The sequence below is a fragment of the Metabacillus litoralis genome (assembly GCF_007994985.1).
GTDB lineage: Bacteria > Bacillota > Bacilli > Bacillales > Bacillaceae > Metabacillus > Metabacillus litoralis.
On record NZ_VOQF01000057.1, the window covers coordinates 1 to 434 of the forward strand.

Consider the following 434-nt stretch of genomic DNA (forward strand, 5'->3'; position numbering starts at 1 on the left):
CCAGAATTGGTAAACAAGCTTCATTAATTGCGCAATCATCAGATGGTACACCACTTTTATGGAGTTCAAAATATGGTGATGGGAAATTTGTGTTTTTTAACGGAACGATTCTAGCAGATGCCAAGCAAAGTGGGCTTTTCACAAAGGGTATTCAGCTTATGGTGCCAACCTTTATTTATCCAGTTGTAAATGCAAAGGTGACAGCTTTAGAAGGCTTCCCATTCCAAACAAATAACAATATACACAAAGATTCGGGAATGACGAACGAAAATTTCATGCGTCATGTTGTTTGGTCAGAATTACAGAGGCTAGAAGCGAAGTATGACCTCGATTACACAGCATCCTTTGTTGCTTCTTCTGATGAAATGAAAGCAGAAGCACAAGCCTTTGAGTTAGATAGAGTAAGAGAGAATACAATTGTTTACGGAAGAGAA

The 434-nt window shown here is 38.5% G+C and carries 1 protein-coding gene; it reads left to right on the plus strand.

Annotation, left to right across the window (positions count from 1 at the left end; all coding sequences use genetic code 11):
• Positions 1–434: DUF2194 domain-containing protein (locus tag FS935_RS23160; protein ID WP_146950943.1), on the plus strand; the 434-nt coding region annotated here is incomplete at both ends.